The 6,354-nt window shown below is 71.8% G+C and carries 6 protein-coding genes; 5 read left to right on the top strand and 1 reads right to left on the bottom strand.

Features of this window, described 5'->3' with window-relative positions:
* Positions 1–399 precede the first annotated feature (399 nt).
* From tsaB to tsaD, 3 genes are read left to right on the top strand one after another with little or no spacing between them, the layout of a single operon-like run.
* A complete protein-coding gene (tsaB, locus tag ACFWGZ_RS38600; RefSeq protein WP_382456546.1) occupies positions 400–1,080 on the top strand; it encodes a tRNA (adenosine(37)-N6)-threonylcarbamoyltransferase complex dimerization subunit type 1 TsaB in 681 nt (226 codons plus the stop codon).
* Complete coding sequence (rimI, locus tag ACFWGZ_RS38595; protein ID WP_382456545.1) at positions 1,077–1,535, top strand: ribosomal protein S18-alanine N-acetyltransferase; 459 nt, start codon at positions 1,077–1,079, stop codon at positions 1,533–1,535. Before tsaB ends, rimI begins: the two co-directional genes overlap by 4 nt.
* Complete coding sequence (gene tsaD, locus ACFWGZ_RS38590; protein ID WP_382456544.1) at positions 1,528–2,583, top strand: tRNA (adenosine(37)-N6)-threonylcarbamoyltransferase complex transferase subunit TsaD; 1,056 nt, start codon at positions 1,528–1,530, stop codon at positions 2,581–2,583. Before rimI ends, tsaD begins: the two co-directional genes overlap by 8 nt.
* Here the strand turns inward: tsaD and ACFWGZ_RS38585 are convergent.
* The gene (locus ACFWGZ_RS38585) at positions 2,580–4,085 is read right to left on the bottom strand and encodes an alkaline phosphatase D family protein (protein ID WP_382456543.1); all 1,506 of its coding nucleotides are present in this window, start codon (positions 4,083–4,085) and stop codon (positions 2,580–2,582) included. The genes tsaD and ACFWGZ_RS38585 overlap by 4 nt on opposite strands.
* A 172-nt stretch (positions 4,086–4,257) precedes the next feature.
* Between ACFWGZ_RS38585 and groES the strand changes: the two genes are divergently transcribed.
* Together groES and groL are read left to right on the top strand one after the other, a co-directional pair.
* Positions 4,258–4,551 carry a co-chaperone GroES gene (groES, locus tag ACFWGZ_RS38580; protein ID WP_030478362.1) on the top strand — a complete coding sequence of 98 codons (294 nt, stop codon included), beginning with the start codon at positions 4,258–4,260 and terminating at the stop codon, positions 4,549–4,551.
* A gap of 84 nt (positions 4,552–4,635) precedes the next feature.
* A complete protein-coding gene (groL, locus tag ACFWGZ_RS38575; protein ID WP_382456542.1) occupies positions 4,636–6,264 on the top strand; it encodes a chaperonin GroEL in 1,629 nt (542 codons plus the stop codon).
* The last annotated feature ends 90 nt before the right edge of the window (positions 6,265–6,354 follow it).

The following is a 6,354-nucleotide window of genomic DNA, read 5'->3' as shown; positions in this document are numbered from 1 at the left end:
TCTGGGGCCTGTTCATCGGCGAACTGATGGTGCTGCTGGTGCTGACGGTGTTCGTGCTGGGCGTGGTGGCCCGCTGGCGAGCCGTACGTGCCCGCCAGCGCGACAACCAGCACGCACACGAGCGAGGCAGGGAAGAAGCGTACGAGCACGAGGTCAACCAGACCGACGAGGTCAACGCGGCCAGCGGCAAGGCCGGCGACACCGCCTCCCCCGAACCGCCCCGGCCGCCGCCCCCCCGCCCCCCGGCAGCGCCCCCCACCCCCCCCCAGGGCCCCCCCCCGCCCCCCCCGCCCCCCCCCACGACTGTCCTCCCAGGACCGGTGGGTTCCGGCGCTTCGCCCGCCGGAACCGTCCGGGCCAGCGGCTGACCTGCGCGGCCTGGTACTACCCTGGACAACCGTGCTAGTGCTCGCCGTCGACACGGCCACCCCCGCAGTCACCGCCGGTGTGGTCGAACTCGAGCCCGACTCCCCGCCGCGCCTGCTCGCGAAGCGGGTGACGCTCAACGCCAAGGCGCACGGCGAGCTGCTCACCCCGCACATCAGCGCCGCCCTCGAGGAAGCCGGCAGGACCTTCGCCGACCTCGACGCGATCGTCGTGGGCGCGGGCCCCGGCCCGTTCACCGGCCTGCGGGTCGGCCTCGCCACCGCCGCCGCGCTCGGCCAGGCGCTCAACCGCCCGGTCTACCCGGTCGCCACGACCGACGCGATCGCCCGCGACGCCGCGACCGGCCACCCGTTGCTCGTCGCGACCGACGCGCGGCGCAAGGAGGTCTACTGGGCAGCCTACGACGCCGCCGGTCGCCGCACGGACGGCCCGCACGTCGAGCGTCCGCAGGACCTCGCCGGGAAGCTGCCGTCGATGGGCGTGCAGCAGGCGACCGGTGAGGGTGCCGAGATCTACGCCGACGTGCTGGGGCTCGAGCTCCTCGACGCGAAGCACCCGAGCCCGGAGGGCCTGGTCGCCGCCGCGGCCGCCGAGGTGCTCGCGCAGGCCCGTCCCGCCGCGCTCACCCCGCTCTACCTGCGCCGGCCCGACGCCGTCGAGCCCACCGGGCGCAAGCGGGTGACCAGGGCATGACCACCGGCACCGTCACGATCGGGCCCCTGCAGCACGCCGACGTGCCCAGGTGCCGCGAGATCGAGCTGGCGCTGTTCCCCGGTGAGGACCCGTGGAGCGAGAAGGCGTTCCACAGCGAGCTCGACAACGGCCACTACTACCTCGGCGCGTACGCGGACGGCGAGCTCATCGGCTACGCCGGGCTCGCCGCGAGCCCGTACGAGGCGAGCGTCCACACGATCGCCGTCATCGGGCACTGGCAGGGCAGGGGCGTCGGCAAGAGGCTGCTGCGCACGTTGCTGGAGCGCGTCGACGAGATCCGCGTCCCGGTCTTCCTCGAGGTCCGCACGGACAACGAGCCCGCGATCGCGATGTACCTGGCGCACGGCTTCGAGCACCTCGGCCTGCGCCGCCGCTACTACCAGCCGTCGGGTGCCGACGCGTACACGATGGGAAGGCCTGCGCAAAGTGTCTGATCGCCTGATCCTCGGCATCGAGAGCTCGTGCGACGAGACGGGCTTCGGCATCGTCCGCCTCGGCCAGGACGGCTCGCTCGAACTGCTCGCCGACGAGGTCGCCTCCAGCGTCGAGGAGCACGCCCGCTTCGGCGGCGTCGTGCCGGAGGTCGCCTCCCGCGCGCACCTCGAAGCCCTGGTCCCGACCCTGCGCCGCGCGCTCGACACGTCCGGCGTGGAGCTCTCGCAGATTCACTCGATCGCGGTCACCGCGGGACCGGGTCTCGCCGGTGCGCTGCTGGTCGGCGTGTCCGCCGCGAAGGCGTACGCGGCCGCGCTCGGCAAGCCGCTCTACGGCGTGAACCACCTCGCGGGCCACGTCGCCGCCGACACGCTGCAGCACGGTCCGTTGCCGCAGCGCTGCCTCGCGCTGCTGGTCTCCGGCGGCCACTCGCAGCTGCTGCTGATCGAGGGCGGCCTGGCGAACTCGATCACCGAGATCGGTTCCACCGTGGACGACGCGGCGGGCGAGGCCTACGACAAGGTCGCGCGGCTGCTCGACCTGCCCTACCCCGGCGGCCCGCCCATCGACAGGCTCGCGAAGCAGGGCAACGGTTGCGCGATCGCGTTCCCGCGCGGCCTCACGGGCCCGCGCGACGCGAAGTACGACTTCTCGTTCTCCGGCCTGAAGACCTCGGTCGCCCGCTGGGTCGAACGCGCCGAGCAGGCTGGCGAGGAGATCCCGCTGGCCGACGTCGCCGCGTCGTTCCAGGAGGCCGTCGCCGACGTGCTGACCGCCAAGGCCGTCCGCGCCGCGAAGGACCTCGACGTCGGCACGCTCGTCATCTCCGGTGGTGTCGCGGCCAACTCGCGCCTGAGCGGCCTGGCCGCCGAGCGCTGCGCCGAGGCGGGCATCGAGCTGCGCGTGCCGCGACCCCGGCTGTGCACGGACAACGGCGCGATGATCGCGGCGCTGGGCGCCCACCTGGTCGCGGCGGGCGCCAAGCCGTCGGCGATGGACCTCTCGACCGTGCCGGGCCTGCCGGTCAACCAGGTCCAGATCCTCTAGAGCCGGTGGAGTCCGGGGCGCCCGTCCTCGACGGCGAAGGTGGCCTTCGTCCTCACCGGCGCTCCGGGCCTCGCCACGTAGTCGACCCCGCGGAAGTCCGTGCGCAGTTCGCCGGGCGTGAACCTGCTCACCGCGTACCCGCGCCGGTTGTTGAAGTACTTCACGTGCGGGTTCTCCCGCAGCCACGACGCGGTCTCGGCGTACTCCTCCGACCCGTCGCCCCCGGCCGTGATCGACGTGGTGACCAGCTCGGTGGCCAGGGTCCGCGACGACGGGTCGTCCCAGCGCTCCTTGACCTCCGCGCCCCACGCCGCGTGCACGTCACCCGTCAGCACGACCGGGTTGCGCACGTCCGCGAACCCCGCAACCACCCGGTCGCGGTCGGCGACGTAGCCGTCCCAGGCGTCCAGCAGGAACTTGTCGACCTCGCCGGGGATGTAGTCGTACTGCGAGAAGAACACCTGCTGGCCGAGCACGTCCCAGCGCGCCCGCGAGTTCCGGAACCCGTCGAACAGCCACTCCTCCTGCGCCGCGCCGAGCATCGTGCGCTCCGGCGCGAGCCGTTCCGGGCAGAGCTGCAGCCCGTCGCCGCAGGCCTGGTCGGTGCGGTACTGGCGGGTGTCGAGCAGGTGGAACGTGGCGAGCGAGCCCCACGCGATCCGCCGGTACAGCCGCGACGACCTGCGCAAGGGCATGTTCTCGTAGTACGCCTGCATCGCCGCGGCACGGCGTGCGGGGAAGTTCGGCTGCGGCTTGTCGGGCAGCAGGCCCGCCCAGTTGTTGTCGATCTCGTGGTCGTCCCAGATCACCGCCCACGGCGCCACCGCGTGCGCGGCCTGCAGGTCCGGGTCGGTCTTGTACTGGGCCTGCCGTCGGCGGTACTGGCCGAGCGTCGTGGTGGTCGGGCCCTCGACGTGGCGGACGTTGCCGTTCGGCGCCACGTGGATGCCGCTCTCGTACTCGTAGGTGTAGTCGCCGAGGTGCAGCACCAGGTCGGGCTCGTCCTCCGCGAGCCTGCGGTAGGCCGTGAAGTAGCCGTGCTCGTACTGCGCGCACGACGCGAAGGCCATCGTCAGCGGCACCTGCACCGCGCCCGGCTCGGGCGTGGTGCGGGTGCGGCCGGTCCGGGACAGGTGGGTGCCGGCCCGGAAGCGGTAGAAGTACTCGCGGCCGGGGTCGAGCCCGGCGAGCTCGACGTGGACGGTGTGGCCCTCCTCCGGTCGCGCGGTGGTGGAGCCCCGTTGCGCGATTCGGGTGAATCGTTCGTCGTGGGCGACCTGCCACTCGACCTCGACCGGGCGGGCCGGCATGCCGCCCAGGCCGTCCTCGGCGAGCGGGTCGACGGCCAGCCGTGTCCACAGGACCACTCCGTCGGGTGCCGGGTCGCCCGAGGCCACACCGAGTGTGAAAGGGTCGCTCGGCCGGGCCGATGCGGAGGCGGAGAACGCTGTGACTCCGGCCACGCCCGCGAGCAGCAGGGTCCGGCGCGTCAACGGGGACATGCCCTGAATACGGCTCCCGGAGTGTGATCGGTTCGGGGGGCTCGTTGAAGGCTTGGCACTCTCGTGGGTAGAGTGCCAACTGCACGGCACCAGCACCGCCCCGACCCCCGCGACGGCGGGGTGGCAGGAGCCGTTAATTCGAACCTGCCAACGACCCGTGGAGGTCATCCCGGTGAGCGTGAACATCAAGCCGCTCGAGGACAAGATCGTCGTTCAGGCCTCGGAGGCCGAGACGACCACTGCCTCCGGCCTCGTGATCCCGGACACCGCGAAGGAGAAGCCCCAGGAGGGCAAGGTCCTCGCGGTGGGCCCCGGCCGCATCGACGACAAGGGCAACCGCGTCCCGCTGGACGTCGCTGTCGGCGACGTCGTCATCTACTCGAAGTACGGCGGCACCGAGGTCAAGTACAACGGCGAGGAGTACTTGATCCTCTCCGCCCGCGACGTGCTGGCCGTCGTCAACTAGTCGACTGCGGCTGTCACGAATGACGCCCCGGCGCCCCACCCGGGGCTACCGGGGCGTTTCGCTACCCAGAGAGGCTTCCAGGCAATGCCCAAGCAGATCAGCTTCGACGAGGACGCTCGTCGGGCCCTCGAGCGCGGCGTCAACAAGCTCGCCGACGCGGTCAAGGTCACCCTTGGCCCGCGCGGGCGCCACGTCGTGCTCGACAAGAAGTTCGGTGGCCCGACGGTCACCAACGACGGTGTGACGATCGCCCGCGAGATCGAGCTGGACGACGCGTTCGAGAACCTCGGCGCGCAGCTCGCCAAGTCGGTCGCCACCAAGACCAACGACGTCGCGGGTGACGGCACCACCACCGCCACCGTGCTGGCGCAGGCGCTGGTCAAGGAAGGCCTGCGCAACATCGCCGCGGGCGCGAACCCGACCGCGCTCGGCCGGGGCATCCAGGCCGCCGCCGACGCCGTCGTGGACTCGCTCAAGGGCAAGGCCACCCCGGTCAAGGGCCGCGAGAACATCGCGCAGGTCGGCACGGTCTCCTCGCGCGACGAGTCGATCGGCGCGCTGCTCGGCGAGGCCATCGAGCGCGTCGGCGAGGACGGTGTCATCACCGTCGAGGAGTCCTCCACGCTCGCGACCGAGCTCGCGATCACCGAGGGCGTGCAGTTCGACAAGGGCTACGTGTCGACGCACTTCTCGACCGACCTCGAGGCGCAGGAGGCCGTCTACGAAGACGTCCGCATCCTGCTGCACCGCGAGAAGATCTCGGCGCTGGCCGACGTCCTCCCGATCCTCGAGAAGGTCGCGGAGTCCGGCAAGCCGCTGCTGATCGTCGCCGAGGACGTCGAGGGCGAGGCCCTGTCCACGCTGGTGGTCAACGCCGTCCGCAAGACCCTGAAGGTCGTCGCCGTGAAGGCGCCGTTCTTCGGTGACCGCCGCAAGGCGTTCCTGGACGACCTCGCGGTCGTCACCGGCGGCGAGGTGATCTCCTCGGAGATCGGCCTGAAGCTGTCCGAGACCACGCTCGAGCAGCTGGGCTCCGCCCGCCGCGTCGTCGTGACCAAGGACGACACCACGATCGTGGACGGCGGTGGCACCAAGGCCGACATCGCCGGCCGCGCGGAGCAGTTGCGCCGCGAGATCGAGGCCACGGACTCCGACTGGGACCGCGAGAAGCTCCAGGAGCGCCTCGCGAAGCTCTCCGGCGGCATCGCCGTGATCAAGGTCGGCGCCGCCACCGAGACCGAGCTCAAGGAGCGCAAGCACCGCATCGAGGACGCGGTCGCCGCCACCAAGGCCGCGGTCGAGGAGGGCATCGTCCCCGGCGGCGGTTCCGCGCTGGTCCACGCCTCCAAGGTGCTGGACGGCGGCCTGGACCTGACCGGTGACGAGGCCACGGGCGTCGCGCTGGTCGCGAAGGCGCTGGCCGCGCCGCTGTTCTGGATCGCTTCGAACTCGGGCCTCGAGGGCGCGGTCGTGGTGAACAAGGTCCGCGAGGGCGACTGGGGCTTCGGCATCAACGCCGCCTCGCTCGAGTACGGCGACCTGCTGGAGCAGGGCATCATCGACCCGGTCAAGGTCACGCGTTCGGCTGTGGCCAACGCCGCCTCGATCGCGCGCATGGTGCTCACGACCGAGTCCGCCGTCGTCGAGAAGAAGGCGGAAGAGCTCGCTTCGGCCGCCGCCGGTCACGGCCACGGTCACGGGCACGGCCACTGAGTCGTCCGTCCCGCCTCGGGCGGGACGGCGAGTTCAGCCGGAACTCGCGATTTTTTGAGAACGAACGAAACGGGCGGCGCTTCCCAGCGC

Origin of the sequence: Lentzea sp. NPDC060358 (assembly GCF_042725365.1) — a bacterium.
Classification (GTDB): Bacteria; Actinomycetota; Actinomycetes; order Mycobacteriales; family Pseudonocardiaceae; genus Lentzea.
Note: the sequence above shows the minus strand (reverse complement) of the source record. Positions and strands in the feature narration are given on the sequence as shown.

Bases quoted from the DNA above. Each gene is read 5' to 3' on its own strand.
- rimI (WP_382456545.1), top strand. From the start codon at position 1,077: ATGACCACCGGCACCGTCACGATCGGGCCCCTGCAGCACGCCGACGTG.
- ACFWGZ_RS38585 (WP_382456543.1), bottom strand. From the start codon at position 4,085: ATGTCCCCGTTGACGCGCCGGACCCTGCTGCTCGCGGGCGTGGCCGGA.
- groL (WP_382456542.1), top strand. From the start codon at position 4,636: ATGCCCAAGCAGATCAGCTTCGACGAGGACGCTCGTCGGGCCCTCGAG.